The sequence below is a fragment of the Streptomyces sp. NPDC030799 genome, assembly GCF_055572255.1.
The window spans coordinates 23,458-44,432 of sequence record NZ_JBVIDS010000021.1 but is presented as its reverse complement, the minus strand read 5'-3'; the positions used below and the strand labels follow the sequence as shown (position 1 = coordinate 44,432).

The 20,975-nt window shown below is 71.4% G+C and carries 23 protein-coding genes; 9 read left to right on the top strand and 14 right to left on the bottom strand.

The window, feature by feature from the left end:
* Window positions 1–22 precede the first annotated feature (22 nt).
* Window positions 23–1,321 (bottom strand): alpha/beta hydrolase family protein, encoded by a 1,299-nt coding sequence (locus tag ACZ41I_RS39195; protein WP_468516383.1) that lies wholly within the window; start codon window positions 1,319–1,321, stop codon window positions 23–25.
* Between the two features lie 83 nt (window positions 1,322–1,404).
* The gene (locus tag ACZ41I_RS39190; protein WP_399775732.1) at window positions 1,405–2,625 is read right to left on the bottom strand and encodes an exo-beta-N-acetylmuramidase NamZ family protein; all 1,221 of its coding nucleotides are present in this window, start codon (window positions 2,623–2,625) and stop codon (window positions 1,405–1,407) included.
* Window positions 2,626–2,730: 105 nt separating this feature from the next.
* Between ACZ41I_RS39190 and ACZ41I_RS39185 the strand changes: the two genes are divergently transcribed.
* Genes ACZ41I_RS39185 through ACZ41I_RS39175 form a run of 3 tightly spaced genes read left to right on the top strand, consistent with a single transcriptional unit; the run spans window position 2,731 to window position 5,800 of the window.
* The gene (locus tag ACZ41I_RS39185) at window positions 2,731–3,504 is read left to right on the top strand and encodes an SDR family oxidoreductase (RefSeq protein ID WP_399775734.1); all 774 of its coding nucleotides are present in this window, start codon (window positions 2,731–2,733) and stop codon (window positions 3,502–3,504) included.
* The gene (locus tag ACZ41I_RS39180) at window positions 3,501–5,180 is read left to right on the top strand and encodes a class I adenylate-forming enzyme family protein (RefSeq protein WP_399775736.1); all 1,680 of its coding nucleotides are present in this window, start codon (window positions 3,501–3,503) and stop codon (window positions 5,178–5,180) included. The genes ACZ41I_RS39185 and ACZ41I_RS39180 overlap by 4 nt, the downstream gene beginning before the upstream one ends.
* Window positions 5,181–5,206: 26 nt before the next feature.
* Complete coding sequence (locus ACZ41I_RS39175; RefSeq protein ID WP_363215033.1) at window positions 5,207–5,800, top strand: TetR/AcrR family transcriptional regulator; 594 nt, start codon at window positions 5,207–5,209, stop codon at window positions 5,798–5,800.
* Between the two features lie 54 nt (window positions 5,801–5,854).
* Here the strand turns inward: ACZ41I_RS39175 and ACZ41I_RS39170 are convergent, their stop codons facing one another.
* The 3 genes from ACZ41I_RS39170 to ACZ41I_RS39160 all read right to left on the bottom strand — a co-directional run bounded on the left by ACZ41I_RS39170 (window position 5,855) and on the right by ACZ41I_RS39160 (window position 8,568).
* Window positions 5,855–7,069, bottom strand: a complete 1,215-nt coding sequence (locus ACZ41I_RS39170; protein WP_399775738.1) for an acyl-CoA dehydrogenase family protein — start codon at window positions 7,067–7,069, stop codon at window positions 5,855–5,857.
* 6 nt (window positions 7,070–7,075) lie between these two features.
* Window positions 7,076–8,098, bottom strand: a complete 1,023-nt coding sequence (locus ACZ41I_RS39165) for a phosphotransferase family protein (protein WP_363214971.1) — start codon at window positions 8,096–8,098, stop codon at window positions 7,076–7,078.
* Between the two features lie 170 nt (window positions 8,099–8,268).
* A complete protein-coding gene (locus ACZ41I_RS39160; protein ID WP_399775740.1) occupies window positions 8,269–8,568 on the bottom strand; it encodes a hypothetical protein in 300 nt (99 codons plus the stop codon).
* A gap of 135 nt (window positions 8,569–8,703) precedes the next feature.
* On the opposite strand from ACZ41I_RS39160, the gene ACZ41I_RS39155 reads away from it, so the two are divergent.
* Window positions 8,704–9,657, top strand: coding sequence for an NADP-dependent oxidoreductase (locus ACZ41I_RS39155; RefSeq protein WP_468516382.1), 954 nt, complete (start codon window positions 8,704–8,706; stop codon window positions 9,655–9,657).
* A 95-nt stretch (window positions 9,658–9,752) separates the two neighbouring features.
* Here the strand turns inward: ACZ41I_RS39155 and ACZ41I_RS39150 are convergent, their stop codons facing one another.
* Genes ACZ41I_RS39150 through ACZ41I_RS39135 form a run of 4 tightly spaced genes read right to left on the bottom strand, consistent with a single transcriptional unit; the run spans window position 9,753 to window position 11,919 of the window.
* On the bottom strand, window positions 9,753–10,082 hold the full coding sequence (locus ACZ41I_RS39150; protein ID WP_468516381.1) for a DUF202 domain-containing protein: 330 nt from the start codon (window positions 10,080–10,082) through the stop codon (window positions 9,753–9,755).
* Window positions 10,070–10,462 (bottom strand): YidH family protein, encoded by a 393-nt coding sequence (locus ACZ41I_RS39145; RefSeq protein WP_363214967.1) that lies wholly within the window; start codon window positions 10,460–10,462, stop codon window positions 10,070–10,072. Before ACZ41I_RS39145 ends, ACZ41I_RS39150 begins: the two co-directional genes overlap by 13 nt.
* Window positions 10,463–10,483: 21 nt before the next feature.
* The gene (locus ACZ41I_RS39140; RefSeq protein WP_363214966.1) at window positions 10,484–10,999 is read right to left on the bottom strand and encodes an NUDIX hydrolase; all 516 of its coding nucleotides are present in this window, start codon (window positions 10,997–10,999) and stop codon (window positions 10,484–10,486) included.
* A 23-nt stretch (window positions 11,000–11,022) separates the two neighbouring features.
* Complete coding sequence (locus ACZ41I_RS39135; RefSeq protein ID WP_468516380.1) at window positions 11,023–11,919, bottom strand: DMT family transporter; 897 nt, start codon at window positions 11,917–11,919, stop codon at window positions 11,023–11,025.
* A gap of 328 nt (window positions 11,920–12,247) precedes the next feature.
* Here ACZ41I_RS39135 and ACZ41I_RS39130 point away from each other — a divergent pair, with 328 nt between their 5' ends.
* From ACZ41I_RS39130 to ACZ41I_RS39120, 3 genes are all read left to right on the top strand, one after another.
* Window positions 12,248–13,225 (top strand): hypothetical protein, encoded by a 978-nt coding sequence (locus tag ACZ41I_RS39130; protein WP_399775750.1) that lies wholly within the window; start codon window positions 12,248–12,250, stop codon window positions 13,223–13,225.
* A gap of 117 nt (window positions 13,226–13,342) precedes the next feature.
* Window positions 13,343–14,071 carry a molybdopterin-dependent oxidoreductase gene (locus ACZ41I_RS39125; protein ID WP_399775752.1) on the top strand — a complete coding sequence of 243 codons (729 nt, stop codon included), beginning with the start codon at window positions 13,343–13,345 and terminating at the stop codon, window positions 14,069–14,071.
* Window positions 14,055–14,681 (top strand): cytochrome b/b6 domain-containing protein, encoded by a 627-nt coding sequence (locus ACZ41I_RS39120; RefSeq protein WP_468516379.1) that lies wholly within the window; start codon window positions 14,055–14,057, stop codon window positions 14,679–14,681. Before ACZ41I_RS39125 ends, ACZ41I_RS39120 begins: the two co-directional genes overlap by 17 nt.
* Before the next feature lie 52 nt (window positions 14,682–14,733).
* Here the strand turns inward: ACZ41I_RS39120 and ACZ41I_RS39115 are convergent, their stop codons facing one another.
* Window positions 14,734–16,131 (bottom strand): GntP family permease, encoded by a 1,398-nt coding sequence (locus tag ACZ41I_RS39115; protein ID WP_468516378.1) that lies wholly within the window; start codon window positions 16,129–16,131, stop codon window positions 14,734–14,736.
* Between the two features lie 39 nt (window positions 16,132–16,170).
* Window positions 16,171–16,689 carry a gluconokinase gene (locus ACZ41I_RS39110; protein WP_363214960.1) on the bottom strand — a complete coding sequence of 173 codons (519 nt, stop codon included), beginning with the start codon at window positions 16,687–16,689 and terminating at the stop codon, window positions 16,171–16,173.
* A gap of 140 nt (window positions 16,690–16,829) precedes the next feature.
* Between ACZ41I_RS39110 and ACZ41I_RS39105 the strand changes: the two genes are divergently transcribed.
* The gene (locus ACZ41I_RS39105) at window positions 16,830–17,531 is read left to right on the top strand and encodes a FadR/GntR family transcriptional regulator (protein ID WP_363214959.1); all 702 of its coding nucleotides are present in this window, start codon (window positions 16,830–16,832) and stop codon (window positions 17,529–17,531) included.
* A 34-nt stretch (window positions 17,532–17,565) separates the two neighbouring features.
* On the opposite strand, the gene ACZ41I_RS39100 is transcribed toward ACZ41I_RS39105, so the two are convergent.
* Complete coding sequence (locus tag ACZ41I_RS39100) at window positions 17,566–17,940, bottom strand: YchJ family protein (protein WP_468516377.1); 375 nt, start codon at window positions 17,938–17,940, stop codon at window positions 17,566–17,568.
* Between the two features lie 85 nt (window positions 17,941–18,025).
* On the opposite strand from ACZ41I_RS39100, the gene ACZ41I_RS39095 reads away from it, so the two are divergent.
* Window positions 18,026–18,340, top strand: a complete 315-nt coding sequence (locus tag ACZ41I_RS39095) for a dsRBD fold-containing protein (RefSeq protein WP_363214957.1) — start codon at window positions 18,026–18,028, stop codon at window positions 18,338–18,340.
* A gap of 6 nt (window positions 18,341–18,346) precedes the next feature.
* On the opposite strand, the gene polX is transcribed toward ACZ41I_RS39095, so the two are convergent.
* The gene (polX, locus tag ACZ41I_RS39090) at window positions 18,347–20,068 is read right to left on the bottom strand and encodes a DNA polymerase/3'-5' exonuclease PolX (protein ID WP_468516376.1); all 1,722 of its coding nucleotides are present in this window, start codon (window positions 20,066–20,068) and stop codon (window positions 18,347–18,349) included.
* Window positions 20,069–20,152: 84 nt separating this feature from the next.
* Window positions 20,153–20,794, bottom strand: a complete 642-nt coding sequence (locus ACZ41I_RS39085) for a TetR/AcrR family transcriptional regulator (RefSeq protein ID WP_468327302.1) — start codon at window positions 20,792–20,794, stop codon at window positions 20,153–20,155.
* Window positions 20,795–20,975: the final 181 nt, after the last annotated feature.

Sequence of the window (20,975 nt, the reverse complement as noted above, 5' to 3'; positions counted from 1 at the left end):
GCGCGGTGACACGGGCGGCGGGTCAGGTGATACGGCCCGCCGCCAGCACCAGCCGGGCCAGTTCCGGGTGCACGATGTCGCTGTGCGCCCCGGTCGGCGGGCCCCCGCGCCGGACCACGGCCGCCGCGTCGACGTTCACGCACCCCGACGCCGGCAGCCCTCCGGCCAGGGCCGCCGCGAGATCCAGCCGGGCGGTCCCCGGCACCGCCTGCACCCCGTCATGGCCCATCGCGCCCCACCGCGGGCCCAGCACGGCCGCGATCTCGCTGCCCGCACACGAACGGTCGTCCCCGGCCAGCCGGGAGGCCAGCGGATAGAACGTGCCGAGGGCCGAGTCGAAGTGCGAGTAGCAGCACACCAGCGGGCCGTCGATCAGCCGCTGGCGGCCCTTGAGCGCGCCCGCCCTGCCCGGGTCCTGGGGCAGCCCGTCCGCGAACGCGTAGTGCGAGAAGGCGCCCTGGAGGAGGGTCACGGACTTCACCGCGCGCACCCCGTCGGGCAGCCCGCGCAGCGCGAACGACACCAGCCGCCCGCCGAAGCTGTGCCCGGCCAGATGGACCCGCACCCCGGGTGCCGCGTGCGCCAACTGTCCGAGCACCGGCCCGAGTCCGTGTTCGCCGACCGTTCCGGCACGCCGTTTCATCGTGTAGTACGTCGCCTGCCGCAGCAGTTCCTTGGCGCCCTCCCAGGGGTTCGGGACACTGAACCCGGCCGGTGCGCCGGGCGACTGGACCGCGGTGAGCGCGTCGGCGAACGCGTCGCAGGCGGTCGCCGGGTCCTCGGTGAACACGGCGGGCTCGCCCTCCTCGCCGGTGTCGGCCACCCCGGGCGGCTCCGCGTCCACCAGCAGCCGCACCAGCCGCCCGAACTCCGGCAACCCCCCGGCCCCGCTGGACGGTTCGTCCAGCATCCGGACCAGCTGGTCGATCACGGGCGCGCGGCCCGGGAAGGTCTCCAGCAGTGCGCGCCGGGTGTCCTTGTCCAGCGCCGGGCCCGGTGCAGTCTCCGCCGCCACGGCCGCCACCGGCTTCGGGAAGTCCGGGATCGGCTCGTCGCTGAACCGCATCGACGGCCAGATCACACCCACGTAGCCGAGGCGGGCCCGTGGGGCGAGCGCCGGGACCGGTGCGTAGAAACGGCGGTACAGCGCGGTCGCGCCCGAGCGGTCGTTGTTCCAGCCGTGCGCGAAGACGATCAGGTCACGGACGCCGTGCTCCGTGACCTGCGCCAGCAGCCGATCACGTTCGGGGCCCTCCACGTCCCCGTCCGCGTCGAAGGTCAGCTCCCAGTAGGGAGTCACGCTCATCCCAGGATCCGCCATGTCAGGCTCCCTCGTCCCCCCTGAAACGATGCGTCGCTGACGTATCGTCCTGCTCCGGGGCAGAGTTGGCCATACACCGCGCCTCACCTGTAGAGGAGATATTCCTGTCGGACCCGCCGGAACGCGGCCAGCTCCTCCTGCCAGGCACCGGCCACCTCGTCGGCGCCCGCCCCCGCGTCGATCATCGTGCGCACCCGCGCGGAGCCCGTGAGCTTGTCGATCCAGTTGTCCGGGCGCCACGCGAAGCCGGCCCAGACCTTCCTGACGGTCACCAGCAGCGCGACTCCGGTGCGCACGGGGTCGTAGGCGGCCCGGTCGTGGACATGGATCTGCACGCCGCCGACCGTCCTGCCCTGGAACTTGGAGAAGGTGGGCGTGAAGTACGCCTCCCTGAACCGCACCCCGGGCAGCCCGAGTGCGTTCGCGGCGGCGGCCCAGCGGCCGTCGATGCCCTCGGCGCCGAGCAGTTCGAAGGGCCTGGTCGTGCCCCGGCCCTCCGAGACGTTGGTGCCCTCGAACATGCAGGTGCCGGAGTAGACGAGAGCCGTGTCCGGGGTCGGCATGTTCGGGCTCGGCGGGACCCAGGGCAGTCCGGACGCGTCGTAGAACTGCGTCCGTTTCCAGCCCGTCATCAGTACGGTGTCCAGCGCGACCGGCTTGCTCAGGAACTGCCCGTTGAAAAGCCGTGCCAGCTCCGCGACGGTCATCCCGTGCGCCTGCGCGATCGGCTGCCGCCCGACGAAGGTGGCGAACTCCTTGTGCAGGACCGGGCCTTGGGCCTCGCGGCCGGTCACCGGGTTGGGCCGGTCGAGGACGACGAACCGCTTGCCCGCGAGCTGGGCGGCCTCCATGCAGTCGTAGAGCGTCCAGATGTAGGTGTAGAAGCGGGCGCCGACGTCCTGGATGTCGAAGACGATCGTGTCGACATTGGCGGTGGTGAAGATGTCGGCGAGGGGCTTGCCGCTCTTGAGGTAGGTGTCGTACACGGGCAGGCCCGTCGCCGGGTCGTTGTAGCGGCCCTCGGATCCGCCCGCCTGCGCGGTGCCGCGGAAGCCGTGCTCCGGGCCGAAGACCGCCGTCAGCCTGACGCGGGGGTCCTTGTGCATGACGTCGACGAGGTGGGCGGCGTCTCTGGTGACGCCGGTGGGATTGGTGACGATGCCGACGCGCCGGCCCTTCAGCAGGGAGTAACCGTCGGCCGCGATTCTTTCGAACCCGGTGTGCAGTTCTGCACGGTGTGCGGGGGTGGGTGGGAGGGCTGCCATGGTTGCCGATGCAAGCAGGTTCCGTCGGGACAGACGCATGGCTAGAGGTTGGTGCAATGACCCTTCCTTCACACATACCGACCGGTTAGTCTGAACCGGTAAGGAGCCGATGCGCGCCGCGCGAAGTCGTGTCGAAGGAGACCGATGGTGGAAGCCGTGCAGGATGCGGGAGTGGTCGTCACCGGGGCCGGCGGTGGGATCGGGGCCGCGCTGGCCCGGCGGTTCGCCGCCGAAGGGGCCCGGGTGGTCGTGAACGACCTGGATGGCGACAGGGCCAAGGCGGTGGCCGAGGAGATCGGCGGTATCGCCGTGCCGGGCGACGCCTCCGCGGTCGTCGGCGACGCCCGGGACGCGCTCGGCGGCACCGTCGACGTCTACTGCGCGAACGCCGGTGTGGCCTTCGAGGACAGCGGCACGGGCGGGCCGCTCGACGAGCGGTCCTGGGCGGTGTCCTGGGACGTGAACGTCATGGCACATGTCCGCGCGGCGCACGAGCTGCTGCCCGGATGGCTGGAGCGGGGCGCCGGGCGGTTCGTGTCCACCGTGTCGGCCGCCGGGCTCCTCACCATGATCGGCGCCCCCTCCTACAGCGTCACCAAGCACGGCGCCTACGCCTTCGCCGAGTGGCTGTCGCTGACGTACCGCCACCGGGGTCTGAAGGTGCACGCGATCTGTCCGCAGGGCGTGCGCACGGACATGCTGGCCGCCACCGGCAGCGCCGGGGACCTGGTGCTGCAGCCGACCGCGATCGAACCGGAGGCCGTCGCCGACGCCCTGTTCCGCGGCATCGAGGAGGACCGCTTCCTGATCCTGCCGCATCCCGAGGTGGCCGAGTACTACCAGGCGCGGGCCGCCGAACCGGATCGCTGGCTGAGCGGCATGAACCACCTCCAGCGCAGGTGGGAGGAGGCCCGGTGACCGCCTCCCGGTACGCGGACCGGCCCTGGCTGGCCCTGCTCGACGACGCCCAGCGCGGCCCGGTCGACCCGGCCGACTCGTTGGTGCACGCCCTGCGGGCGGCCGTGGCCGAGGCACCCGAGCGCACCTTCCTCGCCTACTTCGACGCCCGGCTGAGCTACCGCGAGGTGGACGAACTGAGCGACTCCGTCGCCGCCCACCTCGCCGCGCGCGGCCTGGAACGCGGCGACCGGGTGGCCGTGCTGCTGCAGAACTCCCCGCACTTCGTGCTCGCCGTCCTCGGCGCCTGGAAGGCCGGTGCGACCGTCGTCCCGGTCAACCCGATGTACAAGTCGGCCGAGATGGAGCACATCCTGCGGGACGGCGAGGTGACCGCGCTGGTCTGCTCGGACCGCGCCTGGGAGGCGTATCTGCGGCAGACAGCGGCCGGGTCACCGGTACGGATCGTGCTCACCGCGTGCGAGTTGGATTTCCAGACCCGTAACGACGCGCGCGTGCTCGGGTTCGAGCGGCTGCCCCAGGCACCGGACGCCGACGACCTCCTCGCCGTCGCCCGGCAGGGCGGCAAGGCACCCGAGGGCCGTGAGCCACGCCCGGACGGCATCGCACTGATCAGCTACACCTCCGGCACCAGCGGCACCCCCAAGGGCGCCACCAACGCGCACGGCAACATCATGCACAACGCCGAGCGGCAGCGGACCGGGCTCGCGCTGCCCGAGGCGCCCGTCTACTACGCGCTCGCGCCGCTGTTCCACATCACCGGCATGGTCTGCCAGTTCGCCGCCTGCCTGAACAGCGCCGGCACCCTGGTGCTCACCTACCGCTTCGAGCCCGGACTCGTCCTGGAGGCCTTCGCCGAGCACCGCCCGCACTACACGGTCGGTCCGTCCACCGCGTTCATGGCGCTGGCCGCCCACCCGGACGCCACCCGCGAGCACTTCGCCTCCTTCGTGAACATCTCCTCCGGCGGTGCGCCCGTGCCCCCGGCCCTGGTGGAGAAGTTCCGCGCCCGCTTCGGGCCGTACATCCGCGTCGGCTACGGGCTGACCGAGTGCTCCGGCCCCTGCGCCGCCGTGCCGCCCGGCCTGGAGGCCCCCGTGGACCCGGTCTCCGGGACGCTGTCGGTGGGCGTGCCCGGCGCCGACACGGTCGTCAGGATCGTGGACGAGCAGGGGCAGGAGGTGCCCTTCGGGGAGCAGGGCGAGATCGTCGTACGAGGGCCCCAGGTGGTCCCCGGCTACTGGCGGCGCCCGGACGCCACCGCCGAGTCCTTCCCGGCCGGCGAGCTGCGCACCGGCGACATCGGCTTCATGGACCCACAGGGCTGGCTGTACGTCGTCGACCGCAAGAAGGACATGATCAACGCGTCCGGCTTCAAGGTGTGGCCCCGCGAGGTCGAAGACGTGCTGTACACCCACCCGGCGGTGCGCGAGGCGGCCGTCGTCGGCGTTCCCGACGGCTATCGTGGCGAGACCGTCAAGGCCTATATCAGCCTGCGTCCGGGCGCCGAGGCGGCCCCGGACGAACTCGCGGTGTACTGCAAGGAGAGACTGGCCGCGTACAAATACCCGCGCCAGGTGGAGATCCTGCCCGACCTGCCCAAGACGGCGAGTGGGAAGATCCTCCGTCGGGAACTGCGTTCCCGCGCGCACGACAACAGCAACGCCGGTCAGTAGGCGACGAGGAAAGGCAGGTGGCGGCAGTGCCCAGGACGACGGACGGAGACGGGACGCCCGTTCCGCAGCGGCTGCTGGCCGCCGCCACCCGGCTCTTCGCCGAGCAGGGGTACGACCGTACTTCCGTGCAGGAGATCGTGGAGGCGGCCGGCGTCACCAAGGGGGCGCTGTACCACTACTTCGGCTCCAAGGACGACCTCCTGCACGAGGTGTACGCGCGGGTGCTGCGCGTCCAGCAGGAGCGGCTCGACCACTTCGCCGGCCTGGATGCGCCGGTGGAGGAGCGGCTCAGAGCCGCCGCGGCGGACGTGGTCGTCACGACGATCGACAACCTCGACGACGCGATGATCTTCTTCCGGTCCATGCACCACCTGAGCCCGGAGAAGAACAAGCAGGTCCGCGCGGAGCGCCGGCGCTACCACGAACGGTTCCGCGCGCTCATCGAGGAGGGACAGAAGGCGGGCGTCTTCTCCACGGCGACGCCGGCCGACCTGGTGGTGGACTACCACTTCGGCTCCGTCCACCACCTGTCCACCTGGTACCGCCCCGACGGCTCCCTCACCCCCCAGCAGGTCGCCGACCACCTCGCCGACCTGCTGCTGCGGGCACTGCGTCCCTGAAAGCCACCGTGTAAGGGGCGGTCGCCAAGGCGACCGCCCCTTACACGCGCTTCCTCACAGGTACTGCTTCAGCTCCCGCCGCGCCAGCGACCGCTGGTGGACCTCGTCCGGGCCGTCGGCGAGCATCAGCGTGCGGGCGCTCGCGTACAGCTCGGCCAGCGGGAAGTCCTGGCTCACACCGCCCGCGCCGTGCAGCTGGATGGCCCGGTCGAGGATGCCGACCACCGCGCGCGGAGTGGCGATCTTGATGGCCTGGATCTCGGTGTGGGCGCCCTTGTTGCCGACGGTGTCCATCAGCCAGGCCGTCTTCAGCACCAGCAGCCGCAGCTGCTCGACGGTGACGCGGGCGTCGGCGATCCAGTTCTGGACCACTCCCTGCTGGGCCAGCGCCTTGCCGAAGGCCGTGCGGGAGACAGCCCGGCGGCACATCAGCTCGATCGCCCGCTCGGCCATGCCGATCAGCCGCATGCAGTGGTGGATCCGGCCCGGGCCGAGCCGCGCCTGCGCGATGGCGAAGCCGCCGCCCTCCTCGCCGATGAGGTTCGACACCGGCACGCGCGCGTGGTCGAAGATCACCTCGGCGTGACCGCCGTGCGAGTGGTCCTCGTAGCCGAAGACCTGCATCGCGCGCTTGACGGTGACACCCGGCGTGTCGCGCGGCACCAGGACCATCGACTGCTGACGGCGGATGTCGGCACCGTCCGGGTCCGTCTTGCCCATCACGATGAAGATCTTGCAGTCCGGGTTCATCGCGCCGGAGATGTACCACTTGCGGCCGGTGATGACGTACTCGTCGCCGTCGCGCTCGATGAGCGTGGTGATGTTGGTGGCGTCCGAGGAGGCCACCTCCGGCTCGGTCATCGCGAACGCCGAGCGGATCTCACCGGCGAGCAGCGGCTCCAGCCACTGCTTCTGCTGCTGCTCGTTGCCGAACTGTGCCAGCACCTCCATGTTCCCGGTGTCGGGCGCCGCGCAGTTCGTCGCCGTGGGCGCCAGATGCGGGGAGCGGCCGGTGATCTCGGCGAGCGGCGCGTACTGGAGGTTCGTCAGCCCGGCACCGTGCTCGGCATCGGGGAGGAAGAGGTTCCACAGGCCCTGCCTGCGGGCCTCGGCCTTCAGCTCCCCGACCACGGCCGGGGTGTCCCACGGGGAGGCCAGCGCGGCCCGCTGCTCCTCCGCCACCGCCTCCGCCGGGTACACGTACTCGTCCATGAAGGCCAGGAGCCTGGCCCGGAGTTCCTCGGTGCGTGCGTCGAACGCGAAGTCCATGGCCGGTCAGCCTTCCTGAAGAGTGGTCAGTCCGTGGTCGATGAAGACGGGCACGAGAGCGCCGATCCGGTCGAAGCCGCGGCCGACCGTCTGGCCCAGCGTGTACCGGTAGTGGATGCCCTCCAGGATCACGGCGAGCTTGAACCAGGCGAACGCCGTGTACCAGGAGACGGCCGACACGTCCCGCCCGGAGCGCTCGGCGTACCGTTCGATCAGCTCCTGCGGGGACGGGTGCCCCGGGGCCTCGGCGGTCGTCGAGACGGGGGAGTCGGGCATGTCGAGCGGCCGGCTGTACATCACCAGCAGGCCCAGGTCGGTGAGCGGATCGCCGAGCGTCGACATCTCCCAGTCGAGGATCGCCTTGATCCGGTCGTCGTCCCCGATCAGGACGTTGTCGAGCCGGTAGTCGCCGTGCACGACGGCCGGTGCGGGAGAGACGGGCAGGGAGCGGCCGAGGGTCGCGTGCAGTTCGTCGATGCCGGCCAGCTCACGGTTGCGGGAGGCGTCCAGCTGCTTGCCCCAGCGGCGCAGCTGCCGGTCCAGGAAGCCCTCGGGCCGCCCGAAGTCCTCCAGGCCCACCTCGGCGGGATCCACCGCGTGCAGCTCGACCAGCGTGTCCACCAGGGACAGCACCGCGTTCCGGGTGCGCTCGGCGCCCAGCGGGGCGAGCTGCTCGGCGGTGCGGTACGGGGTGCCCTCGACGAAGTCCATGACGTAGAACGGCGCCCCGAGCACCTCCTCGTCCTCGCACAGCAGCACCGGGCGCGGGACCGGTACGGACGTCGGGTGCAGGGCGCTGATCACGCGGTGCTCGCGCTTCATGTCGTGCGCGGTGGCCAGGACATGGCCGAGCGGGGGCCGGCGGACGACCCACTTCGAGGTGCCGTCGGAGAGCGCGTAGGTGAGGTTCGACCGTCCGCCCTCGATCAGTCGGCCGGTCAGGGGGCCGGTCACCAGACCGGGGTGCTCGCGGTCGAGGAGGCCGCGCAGCCGGTCCAGGTCGAGTCCGGGCGGGTGGTCGGCGCTCATACATCACTCCTACGAACGGATGAACAGGACCCGACTCATGATGCCGACCGGTCGGTATGTCGTCCAGTGCGTCCGCTCAACAGGAGGTCAAACGTGACCGGAGCCACGATAAGGCCGACGGCTCCCCGGCGCGCTGCCCGGGGAGCCGTCGGCCCCTGCTGTGCGTCCGGTCAGTGGTCGTCCCAATGGCCGTCGTGCTCGGCGTGCCGGTGCCCGTCGTGCAGATAGTCGACATGGTCGCCGTGCGGCACCTGGGCGTGCCCGCACTCGTCGTAGTGCACGTGCTCGTGGCCCTCGTGGACGGTGTGCCCGTCCGGCTCGCACTCGTCCCAGTGGCCGTCGTGCTCGCGGTGCAGATGTCCGTCGTGCGCGTAGTCCAGATGGTCGCCGTGCGGCACGGCGTTGTGCCCGCAGCCCGGCCCGTGGCTGTGCGTGCCGTGTTCGGTGTGTTCCTGGTGAAGGATGGTCATGGTGCTCGCCTTCGGAGTGCGCGGCGTCAATTCGGGGGTACGGGGGGTGTGGCGACGGACAGGTTACGCGCGCGAACGGCGCATATCGGTGCATATCGGTTGCGTGGCGCACGAGTACCCCGGAGGGTCTAGGACATGAAGGGCATCAGCTACAGCCACTACGGCGGACCCGAGGTGCTGGAGTACGGCGAGGTGCGCGATCCGAAGGTCGGCCCCGACCAGGTGCTGGTCAAGGTCCGTGCGGCGGCCGTCAATCCGGTCGACTGGAAGTGCCGCGAGGGCCGTCTCGACGCACTCCTCGACGCCGTGTTCCCGGTGACCCCGGGCTGGGACGTCAGCGGGGTGGTCGTCCAGCCCGGCGCCGCGGTGACGGAGTTCGCCGTCGGCGACGAGGTCATCGGCTACTGCCGCGAGGACTTCCTCTCCCGCGGCACTTTCGCCGAGTACGTCGCCGCGCCCGTGCGCACACTGGCCCGCAAGCCGCGCAACCTGTCCTTCGAGGAGGCCGCTGGACTCCCGCTCGCCGGGCTCACCGCCTACCAGGTGCTCGTCAAGGCACTGGAGGTCAAACGCGGTGAGACCGTGCTGGTGCACGCGGCGGCCGGCGGGGTCGGCTCCCTCGCCGTCCAGCTCGCCGCCCACCTCGGCGCCCGCGTCATCGGTACGGCGAGCGAGCCGAACCACGAGTACGTGCGCGGCCTCGGCGGCGAGCCGGTGACCTACGGTCAGGGCCTGGCGGAACGGGTGCGCGGGCTGGTCCCCGAGGGCGTGGACGCGGCCTTCGACACGATCGGCGGCGACACCCTGAAGACCTCGGCCGACCTGCTCGCCCCGGGGGGCCGGCTGGCCTCGATCGCCGACCCGGAGGTGGTCGGCCACGGCGGCCGCTACTGCTTCGTGCGCCCCGACGCCGAGGACCTCACCGAACTGACCCGTCTGGCGGAGGCCGGGGCGGTCTCCGTGCACGTCCAGGAGGCCTTCCCGCTGGAACGCACGGCGGACGCGCACCGGTTGAGCCAGGAGGGCCGTACCCGGGGGAAGATCGTGGTCACGGTGGCCTGGGAGACCGAGGAAGGCGCGGCAGGCTAGGAGGTGTCGTTTGGATCAGGCCGGTCGTGCCAAGCGATGCCGGGATGATCCAAACGACACCCCCTAGGCCTGTACGACCCTAGGCCTGTACGACCCTAGGCCTGTACGACGAGTACGGCGGCGCAGGCCGCCAGTGCCACCGCGTACAGGGCCGCCGCCGTCGCGTGCCGGGGGGCGAGGGCGGGCGGACGGGTTCCGGCGGCCAGGGCGCGGATGCGCAGGTGGGCCACGCGGAGGAAGCCCAGCCACAGGGCGCAGCACACCGCGCACGCGACGACCCGGCCGGCCGAGGGTCCGCCGTGCAGCGCGCTCCGCACGGCGAGCACGGCGGCCACGGCGGCGGACAGGGTCGTACGCCGCCAGGCCAGCCGGGTCCGCTCCGGTTGCAGCCCCGGGTCGCGCCCGGCCGTGCTCACCCCTCCCATCCGACCAGCACCACCACGACCATCGCCACGGCCACCACCGCGACGACCAGGCTCAGCAGCGCCGGGAACCGGGAGGCGGGCAGATCCTCGCCGCGCCGGATCGCCCGCTCGCAGCGCACCCAGTGGTTCACCGCGCGCAGCGAGCACAGCACACCGGCCCCGAGCAGCGCGAGCGCGAGGCCGACCCGCCACCCCCAGCGCAGGTCCGGCAGGAACTGGTCCACCGCGAATCCGCCACCGATCAGTGCGAGCGCCGTGCGCAGCCAGGCCAGGAAGGTGCGCTCGTTGGCCAGCGAGAACCGGTAGTCGGGCGTGCCACCCTCGTCCCGCACCTGTTCCGGCGCGAACCACAGCCGGATGTTCCGTACGAATTCGCTCACGCGGCCGACCCTACCGGGCGGTCATCGGCCCGCCCGGAACGCCTTCAGCCTCTCGTACGCCGCCAGCCCGTCCGGCACCCACTCCCACGCGCCGAGCCGCCGCTCGACCTCCTCCTCGGGCAGGAAGCCGTGCCACTGGACCTCCTCCGCCTGGGGATGCACGGGCAGCTCGCAGCGCACCTCGTACACCGCCGACCACCAGCCGTTCCCGGCCCCGTCCTCGTACAGGAACTTGAAGAGGAAGGCCGGCTGCGGCAGCCCCTGCACGCCCAGCTCCTCCTCCGCCTCCCGCAGCGCCGCCTCGTCGTAGGACTCGCCCGCTCCGACGACCCCGCCGACGAACATGTCGTACAGACCCGGGAAGACCAGCTTGGTGGCCGTGCGCCGGTGCACGAAGAGCCGGCCGGCCGCGTCCCGGGCCTGGATGAACACACAGCGGTGGCGCAGGCCCTTCGCATACGCCTCACCGCGCGGGTACTGGCCGATGACCTGGTCGTTCTCGTCGACGATGTCGAGGATTTCGTCTGCGGGGTTCATGGCCCCATCCAAGCAGGGGCCGTTCAGCGCCGCTGGAGGTCCCGCGCCGACGGCTCCGCCTCCGCCGTGCCGCACGGCATCGCCGGGTGCAGCCCGAGCAGCATGATGCCCGTCACCACCGCCGCGAGCCCGGCCGCCTCCCAGGCCAGCGCCACCGTGTCGGTGCGCAGCCGGTCGCCGAGGAAACCGACGCCGCACAGGATCCCGGCGAGCGGCTCTGCTGCGGTCAGCGCGGGCAGCGACATGCGCAGCGGGGCCGTCTCGAACGCGCTCTGCACCAGGACCAGCCCGGTGACCCCGCACGCCAGCACGCCGTACGGCTGCCAGCCGGTGAACAGCTCGCCGAAGCCGCCCTCGGAGAAGCGGGTGCCGCTCACCCGGGTCAACGCGTCCTGGACGCCGTACAGCAGTCCGGCGGCGGTGGCCAGCAGCACCGGCCCCCAGCTCAGCCGCGAGCGCTTGCCGTACGTCGTGAGCACCAGGGCCGCGCCCACCATCGCGCCGATGATCAGCCAGTGCCGCAGCGGATCGGCGATCGCGCTGCCGCCGCGCGGCTCGCCCGCCATGATGAACGCGCTCACCCCGCCCGCGAGCAGCAGCAGCCCCGCCCAGCCCTGGCGGCCCAGGGGCTGCCTGGTCTGGTGCCGGGAGAGGGCCAGCGCGAACAGCAGGTTGGTCGCGAGCAGCGGTTCGACCAGGGAGATCTCGCCCTTGCCGAGGGCGATCGCGCCGAGCACCATGCCGGCCACCATCAGGCCGAGCCCGCCCAGCCAGCGCGGCACCCGCATCAGGTCGAGCAGCAGCCGGAAGGACAGGAAGTCGCTGAGCGGCGCCTTCTCGGCGGCGTTCTGCTGGAGCACGAATCCGAAGCCCAGACAGCAGGCCGCACTCACGGCGAGAAGGAGAACCAGAACGGACACGCTGCGTACCTCGATCATCCGGCCGGACCACGGGTGCGTAGTGGCCGACTGTAGCGCTCCCGGGACTCCATGCACCCGGAAGTACCCGGAACCGGGCGGTTGACTCGCCATGGTCCGTGGGCGGGCGGCCCCGCGCCATGGCGTACGCCACAGCAATCCGCCCCGCACTCCGCGGTGCAGCGGTCCACCTGCGTGAAGTTCTCCAAATTCCTTGTGATCAAGGGTAGTTGAAGGCAGCAATAGCCTGGTTCCGCTTGACGCAACCCTTGGCTGCGGGTTTGCTGTGCGTGATCGGTCGATGGCAGCCCGAGAAACAGGAAGTCCCGCGGTGCCCCCTCTCCCACCCCTGCTCGGCGCTCGCCGTACCCGCTCGGACCAGGCCGCCGACACCGCCCCGGACGGCTCCGGCGCCTTCGACGGCGCCCTCGCCGACGCCGAGCTGCACACCGCACGCGCCGCCTTGGCCCAGGGCAGACGCCAGGCCGCCCGCTCCCTGCTGCTGCACACCGGTGACGACTGGGACCGCCGCGGCCACCGCCTGACCGTGCTCGCCCAGGAGCCGTACGCCGTGGCCTGGGCCGGCGACTGGCTGCACACCGAGCCCGGTTCCGCCGACGCCGCCACGCTGTACGCCCTCGCACAGGTTCAGCGGGCGCTGCGCGGCAAGGAGGACCCCGACGGGGCCCGCGAGGCCTGCACCGACGCCGCCGCGCTGGCCCCCGCCGATCCCACCCCCTGGCTGGGGTTGCTCCAGTTGGCCCGTACCCTCGGCCCGGAGCACGAGGTGCTCGGTGCCTTCGCCGAGCTGCGCCGCCGCCACCCCGAACACCACCACGCCCACCATCTGCTCCTCGCCCGCCTGGCCGAACGGCCCTCCGGCGGCCGGGCGGCCGAGGACCACGAGGTGTACGAGCTCGCCGAGCTGGCCGCCGCACAGGCCCCGGCCGACTCCCCGCTCGCCGTCCTGCCGGTCGTCGCCCTCGCCGAGCGCTACCGGGTGCTCGTCGGCGCCGGCCCGGCCCCCGCCGACCCCGCCGCCTGCGGACACTGGTCGGGTCCGCGGGCCCGCCGGATCCTGCGCGCCGGCTTCGACTGGTGGCTGGAGTGGGAGCACGACGAACATCCCCGCCGTCACGTCGACCTCAACCACCTCGCCTTCGCGCTGTCCTGCGCCGGCCGCCCGGCCGAGGCGGCGGCCCTCTTCCAGCGCATCGGCCGGCACGCCACCCCGGCCCCCTGGTCCTTCGTGCACAGCGACCCTCTGGCGGCCTTCCGGGCGGCCCGCGCCCGCGCACTGGGGCATTGAGACGTACGGCCTGCCGAGCCGTACAGCCGTACAGCGGTATGCAAGAAGTGGTTACGGAAGTCTGACCACTGCCCACGTTCCCTGGCCCGGCAGGGCCCCGAGTGCTCGAATGAAAACGTGAACCCTGAACAATCCGAGGAACAGCACGGCAAACCCATCGGCCGGCGGGTCTTCCTCGGCACCCTCGGCCTGGGCGCGCTCGGTGTCGTCGCCGCGCCCGGGCTGCAGCGCGGCCTGGAGGGTTTCCTGGGCTCCGTCGCCGGCAAGGACCCCACGGGCCTGACCGGCCTGCTGCCCAACGGCGGCGGCTTCCGCTACTACTCCGTCGCCGCCTCCGTGCCCCACAAGAACGCCGCGGACTACCGGCTGAGGATCGGCGGACTGGTGGACCGCCCCCGCACCTACACCCTCGCCGACCTGCGCGCCCTGCCGCAGACCCGGCTGGTCAAGGACGTCCAGTGCGTCACCGGCTGGCGGGTGCCCGGCACGCCCTTCGAGGGCGTACGCCTCTCCCACCTCCTGGACGCGGCCGGAGTCGGCTCCACCGCGAAGGCGATCCGCTTCACCTGCTTCGACGGCACCTACTCCGAGAGCCTCACCCTCGCCCAGGCCCGCCGCCCCGACATCCTGGTCGCCCTGCGCATGCAGGACAAGGACATCTCCCACGACCACGGCGGCCCGGTCCGCCTCTACGTCGCCCCCATGTACTTCTACAAGTCGGCCAAGTGGCTCTCCGGCATCACCGTCACCGACCGGGTCGAACCCGGCTACTGGGAGAACCTCGGCTACGACGTCGACGCCTGGGTGGGCCGGTCGAACGGACGGACAGATGAGCCTACGAGCTGACACCCCGGCCCCGCCCGACGCCCGCATCCGCCGCTTCGGCCCGGTCCAGCGCTGGGTGCACCGTGCGACGGCCGCGCTGATGGGCGTCTGCGTGGTCACGGCGGCCGTCCTCTACATCCCGCAGCTGGCGGTCATGGTCGGCCGCCGTGAACTGGTCGTCCGCATCCACGAGTGCGCCGGGCTCGCCCTCCCCGGCCCGGTGCTGCTCGGCCTCGCCTCCCGCGCCTTCCGCGCCGACCTGCGCTTCCTCAACCGCTTCGGCCCGCACGACCGGGTCTGGCTGTGGGCGGCGCTGAGCCGGGACAAGCGCCGCTCCTCCCGTCCGGCAGGCAAGTTCAACGCAGGCCAGAAGATCTACGCCGCGTGGATCGCCGGTGCCACGCTGGTCATGCTCGGCACCGGCCTGATGATGTGGTTCACCCACCTCGCGCCCCTGATGTGGCGCACCTCGGCGACCTTCGTGCACGACTGGCTCGCCCTGACCATCGGCGTGGTCCTGGCCGGCCACATCGGCATGGCCCTCGGCGACCCGGAGGCGAGACGGGGCCTGCGGACGGGCACGGTGAGCAGGGAATGGGCGGAACGGGAACACCCCTTGTGGCGTGGGTGACTCCGCAGAACTCCGGCAACACCGTGCGGACCGCCCCGGGCCGGCACAAGGCCTAGATGATCAGTGACAGGAGCAGGACCAGCCCGCCGGCGACCACCGAGATGATCGTCTCCATGACCGACCAGGTCTTGATCGTCTGCCCGACACTCAGCCCGAAGTACTCCTTCACCAGCCAGAAACCGGCGTCGTTGACATGGCTGAAGAAGAGCGAGCCGGCACCGATCGCGAGGACCAGGAGGGCGGCGTGCGTGGTCGACATGTCGGCGGCGAGCGGTGCGACCAGGCCCGCCGCAGAGACCGTCGCCACCGTCGCAGAGCCCGTCGCCAGCCGGATCGCGACCGCGATCAGCCAGGCCAGCAGCAGCGCCGGGATCGACCAGTGTCTGGAGACGTCCAGGATCATCTGGCCCACGCCGGAGTCGATCAGCGTCTGCTTGAAGCCGCCGCCCGCGCCGACGATCAGCAGGATGCCGGCGATCGGCATCAGACCCTTCTCGACGGTCTGCTGGAGTCGCTCCTTGCCGAACCCGGCGGGCCGGCCCAGCGTGAAGAAACCGACGATGACGGCGGCGAGCAGCGCGATCAGCGGCGAGCCGATGACGTCGAAGACCCGCTGGGTCCTGTTCGCCGGGTCGTCGACGACGATGTCCACGAGCGCCTTGGCCAGCATCAGCCCCACCGGCAGCAGCACGGTGGCGAGCGTCGCGCCGAAGCCGGGGCGGCGCTCCAGCTCGTCCGAGGCGCGCTGCGGCAGCATCCGGTCGGGCGCCGGGACGTCCACCCAGCGGGCGGCGACCTTCGAGAACAGCGGACCGGCGATGATCACCGTCGGGACGGCGACCAGGATGCCGAGCGCCAGGGTCACGCCCAGGTTGGCCTTGACCGCGTCGATCGCGACCAGCGGGCCGGGGTGCGGCGGGATCAGGCCGTGCATCACGGACAGACCGGCGAGGGCCGGAACGCCGATGCGCATCAGGGAGTAGTGGCCACGCTTGGCGACCATCAGCACGACCGGGATCAGCAGCACGATGCCGACCTCGAAGAACAGCGGCAGACCGATCACGGAGGCGATCAGCACCATCGCCCACGGCATCGCACGGCCCCCGGCCCTGGCGAGGATCGTGTCGACTATCTGGTCGGCACCACCGGAGTCGGCGAGCAGCTTGCCCAGGATCGCCCCGAGCGCGATCAGGACACCCACGCCGGCGACAGTGGCGCCGAGCCCCGTGGTGAAGCTGGTGATGGCCTTGTCGAGCGGTGCTCCGGCGACCGCCCCGAGCACCAGTGACCCGATGGTCAGCGCCAGGAAGGCGTGGAGCTTGAACTTGGTGATGAGCAGGACGATCACGGCGATGCCCACCAGGACGGCGATGCCCAGCTGGGCGTGTCCGGCGGAGGTGATCGGCGGAGGTGCGTCCGCTGCCAGCATCTCGACGTTGAGTCTGGTCACGGGGGTTCCCTTGCGGTTACGGGGGACGGGGGTGGGGTGTTACTCGGATGCGAGGGGAAGCGCGTCCAGAGCCCGTACGGCGCGCTCGGTGATCTCCTGAGGACTGCCGCTGACGTCCACGGCGACGCCCGCCTCGTCCGGCTCCAGCGGCTGGAGCGTGGCGAACTGGGAGTCCAGCAGCGCGGTCGGCATGAAGTGCCCCCGGCGCTGCGTCATCCGGTCCTCGATCAGCTTCCGGTCGCCCGTGAGGTGCACGAACACGACTCCGGGAGCGGCGGCCCTGAGCCGGTCGCGGTACGACCGCTTCAGCGCCGAGCTGCTGACCACCCCGCCCAGTCCGGCCCGCCCGTGCGCCCAGTGGCCGATGGCGTCCAGCCACGGCCACCGGTCGGCGTCGTCGAGCGGGATACCGGCCGACATCTTGTCGATGCTGGCCTGCGGATGGAAGTCGTCGCCCTCGGCGTACGGGACGCCCAGCCGCGCGGCGAGCAGGGGACCGATCGTGGTCTTGCCCGTCCCCGCGACGCCCATCACGACGACGACCTGGGGGGTTCGCATTACTGCCTCGCTGTCTTCCTCGACATCCGACGCCACGGCGGCGTCGCCACACTGAAACCCATTAGGTACGACGAATTCAAGAGTGTGTGACGTATAAGTCTGACTTTTTAGCTCCGTGATCCACGCCGTACGCTGAGTGCATGACCACACCGGGCCGGGGGCTGCACGGCCATGTACTGGACACCCTCGGCCCCGCGATCACTGCGGGCGAGTACCCGCCGGGCAGCGTGCTGCGCACGGACGAACTCGCACACCACTTCGAGGTGTCACGCTCCGTGATGCGCGAGGCCGTCCGCGTACTGGAGTCCATGCACCTGGTCGAGTCCCGGCGCAGGGTCGGTGTGACCGTCCGTCCGAAGGCCGAGTGGAACGTCTACGACCCGCAGGTCATCCGCTGGCGCCTCGCCGGCGCAGACCGTCCGCACCAGCTGCGCTCGCTCACCGTGCTGCGCTCGGCCGTCGAACCGGTCGCGGCCGGCCTCGCCGCCCGGCACGCCACGGCGGAGCAGTGCGCCGAACTCACCGAGTGCGCGCTCGGCATGGTGGCCAACTCACGCGGCCACCGGCTGGAGCAGTACCTGGTCCACGACATCGCCTTCCACAGGGTCGTCCTCGCCGCCTCGGGCAACGAGATGTTCGCCCGGCTCGGCGACGTCGTCGCGGAGGTCCTGGCCGGACGCACCCACCACGAGGTCATGTTCGAGGACCCCGACCCGGCGGCCGTCACCCTGCACGTGCAGGTGGCCGAGGCGGTCCGCGCGGGCGACGCCACCCGCGCCGAACAGCTGACCAGGGAGATCACCGTGGGCGCCCTCCAGGAACTGGACATCCTCGCGCCCTAGTTCCCGCCCGCCTGGGAAAGCGCAGCCGGCAGCCTCAGTCCAGGAAGTCCCCGTCCACGTACACCCACGCCCCGTCGACCCGCTCGAACCGGCTCCGCTCGTGCAGCGAACCGCCCCGGTAGGACGCCCGGAAGGTCACCATGCCCGTGGTGTGGAAGGCCGACCCGTCGGTGGCGTCCAGGATCTCCAGGCCCGTCCACTTCATCCGGGGGTCCAGGTCCAGCCGCCCGGGCCGGGTCCGCGGATGCCAGGTACGCAGCAGATACCCCGCGTCTCCCTCGACGAACGCGCAGTACCGGGAGCGCATGAGCAACTCGGCGGTCGGCGCGGCCGCGGCCCCCGCATGGAAACGGCCACAGCAGGCGTCGTAGGGCTGGGGGAGTCCGCAGGGGCAGGTGCGCGAGGTCATGGGGCACATTCTGCCCGTACCAGGGAGGCGTCGGCGTGCGGCCGGGTGCACAGTGGAAGGGCAGCGCAGCCCAGGGAGGCGCATGATGACCCGACCCAGGACCAGCCATCCCCCGGCCATCAAGGAATGGCGGCTGAACCTGTACCTCTCCGAGCACGACCCGGACACCACCGCCCGGATCATCCTGGACACCGGCGACAACGTCCTGGAGAGCCACGCGGAGGCCCGCAGGAACCCGTACGACCCGGATGTGCCGGACATCGGCGACGAACTCGCCGCCGGCCGGGCGCTCATCGCCATGGGCCGGATGCTGCTGCGCGCCGCCGACGGGGACATCAAGGCGGTGGGAGCGGCCGATACGGAGGAGGACCTGTCACCCCTGTGGCTGGACCGGGAATGACACCCCTCACCGCCCCTTGCGCAGGAAGCGGCGCAGTCTCGTCAGCGGCCAGGCGTTGATCACGTCGTCCCGGGTGAGCCAGCCGCGCTGCGCGGTGCCCACCCCGTAGCGCAGCTGCGCCAGGTGCGGGATGGAGTGCGCGTCGGTGTTCACCGCGAACTTCACCCCGTGCTCCTTGGCGCGCAGGATGTCCTCGTCGCGCAGGTCGAGACGGTCCGGCTGCGCGTTGACCTCCAGCGCGGTGCCGGTGCGCGCGCATGCCGCGAACACCTCGTCCCAGTCGGCGTCGACGCCCGGCCGCTTGCCGATCAGCCGGGTCGTCGGGTGCCCGATGACGTTGACGTACGGGTTCTCGCAGGCCCGCACCAGCCGCCGGGTCATCGCCTTACGGTCCAGGTCGAAGTGCGAGTGCAGCGAGGCCACGCACAGGTCGAAGCCGGCCAGGAACTCCCTGGGCCAGTCCACCCCGCCGTCCGGGTCGATGTTGAGTTCCGTGCCGTGCAGCAGCCGCATCCGGTGGTGGGCGCCGTCCAGCTCCCGCAGCCGTTCCCGCTGGGCGAGGATCTTCTCGTCGGTCATGCGCTGCATGTACAGGTTGGGCGCATGGTCGGTCACGGCGCAGTACGCGTAACCGCGCTCGGCGGCGGCCGCCACCATCTCCTCCAGCGGGGCCAGGCTGTCCGTGAGGTCGGTGTGGGTGTGCAGGTCGCCGCGGATGTCCTTCTCGGTCACCACCTCGGGCAGCTCGCCGTGCACGGCCGCCTCGATCTCCCCGCGGTCCTCCCGCAGCGTCGGCACGATCCACGGCAGCCCGAGCCGGGCGTACACCTCCTCCTCGGTGCGCGAGGCCAGCGAGTCCCCGCTCTCCGCGTCGAACAGGCCGTACTCGGAGAGCTTCAGTCCCTGGTGCACGGCGAGGGTGCGGGTGCGGATGTTGTGCGCCTTGGAGCCGGTGAAGTACTGCATCGCGGCACCCCACGACTGCGGCGGCACCACCCGCAGATCCACCTGGAGCCCCTTGCCCGTGCGCACCGAGGTCTTCTTCGAGCCCCGTGCGACGACCTCCGCGGTGGCCGGCAGCTCGCACAGCGCCGCCATGAACGGCTCCGACCGCTCGGCCGCGACCAGGACGTCCAGATCACCGACGGTCTCCCGCATCCGGCGCAGCGAACCGGCGTAACCGCAGCGCCTGCAGCCGGTCACCCCGGACAGCTCGGCGACGATCTGCTCGGCGGTGTCCAGGGCCAGCGACAGCGGCACCCGGGAGCCCGCCCGCTGCAGCAGCTCGATGCCGTGCCGGATGTTCTCCTGCGTCTTCTCGCCGAAGCCCTTCAGATCGGCCAGCGCATCCGCCTCGATCGCCGCGGCCAGCTCGCTCACCGACGAGATGTGCAGGTCCTCATAGAGGCGCAGCGCCTTCTTGGGGCCCAGGGTGGGGATCGTGATCAGCTCCCGGACCCCGGCGGGGATCTTCGCCCGGCGCTCCTCGACCACCGCCATCTTCCCCGTGCGCAGATACTCGATCACCTTGTCGGCGATCGACCGGCCCACGTTCGGGATCTCCCTCAGCCCGCTCTCGTCCAGCTTCGCGACATCGGCCGGATACCCGCCGATGGCACGCGCCGCCTTCTCGTAGGCGCGCGCCTTGAAGGCGTCGCCTCCCGTGATCGCGATGAGGTCCGCGTACTCCTGAAGGAGCGCCTCGACCTCCTCATTGGGCCGGGCCACCCCTCAAGTCTAGGGAGTCGCCCGGAGCACCGGCAGCGGCGGCAGACAAGCCGCCCACACGTACAGGGACACCCAGGGCGGCGGTCAGGGCGTTTTCAGGAGGTCCCCGACGGTACGGCGGACCTTGGCGACCACGTCCTCGTCGCCCAGGCGCAGTGCCGTGTTGGCCGCGCAGAGGGCGGAATCGATCTGGAAGACCGCGAGGTCGATGTCGAGTTCCGCGATTTCGCGGGCGTCGACGGCGTTGCGCAGCTCCTTCTCGATGGTGCCGAGCCATTCCTGCTGATCGCGGAAGAGGGCGTCCCGGATCGCTCCCGGCTTGCTGTCGAAACGGGCGATGTTGGCGACTCGGAAGCAGCCGCCTTCGAACAGCGGGGCCGTGGCGTACTCGATCCAGTGCTCGACCAGGGAACGCAGCCGTTCGACTCCGGGGGCCGCCGCCCATGCCGGGCGGACGACCGCGTCGACGAACATGTCGCGCGCCTGGTCGATGGTCCCGAGCTGGAGCACTTCCTTGGACTTGAAGAGCGTCTGGATGCCCGCCTTGCTCATGCCCGTATCGGTCGCGAGACGGCCGAAACTCACGTCGTCCAGCCCGTCGAGAGAGGCGATGTCGACGGCGCGCCGCAGGACGATCTCACGCGCCCGCGCACCTCTGAGCAGGCGCTTGTCAGTGATCGACATCTTCTCCGTACGCGGGGCGAAGATGCGCTCCTCAGTGCCCATACGGTCGATCGTACCTCTTGTGGATCTCCTTCGGGCCTGTCCGCCACGTCCAGACGTACGAATACGCAGCGGGGGGGGGGGGGGGGGAGAGGGGGGGGGAGGGGGGGGGAAGGGGGGGGGGGGGGGGGGGGGGGGCACCACGACGAAAAAAAGAAAAAAAACAACACAAAAAAGCGGGCGT